The 471-nt window shown below is 45.0% G+C and carries 2 rRNA genes; both read left to right on the forward strand.

From position 1 onward, the window contains the following. Positions 1 to 196 (forward strand): 23S ribosomal RNA (locus tag BCAMP_RS14130); the annotation flags it as partial. A 122-nt stretch (positions 197 to 318) separates the two neighbouring features. Beyond that, positions 319 to 438 (forward strand): 5S ribosomal RNA (gene rrf, locus BCAMP_RS12185). Positions 439 to 471: the final 33 nt, after the last annotated feature.

The raw sequence follows: 471 nt of genomic DNA on the forward strand, positions 1-471 counted from the left end.
GAGGAGCATCGCTGGGTAGCTATGTGTGGAAGGGATAAACGCTGAAAGCATCTAAGCGTGAAGCCCCCCTCGAGATGAGATTTCCCATCACTTTATGTGAGTAAGACCCTGAGAGACGATCAGGTTGATAGGTTCGGAGTGGAAGTGCAGCGATGTACGGAGCGGACGAATACTAATAGGTCGAGGACTTAACCTTATTAATTTTTAAAAGCGAAAATGACGATGGGTTGTTACCTTTCGAAAAAAATCAATTAGTATTCAGTTTTGAGAGTGCAAACTTTCATGATAATTTCATAATTATCCAGACATATTTATCTGTTTGGTGACGATAGCAAAGAGGATACACCTGTTCCCATCCCGAACACAGTAGTTAAGCTCTTTAGCGCCGTACTGGTGAGTTGGGGGTTTCCCCCTGTGAGAGGTAGGACGTTGCCAAGCAATGGGGGTTTAGCTCAGCTGGGAGAGCATCTG

It is taken from the genome of Brochothrix campestris FSL F6-1037 (genome assembly GCF_000525915.1).
Lineage (GTDB): Bacteria > Bacillota > Bacilli > Lactobacillales > Listeriaceae > Brochothrix > Brochothrix campestris.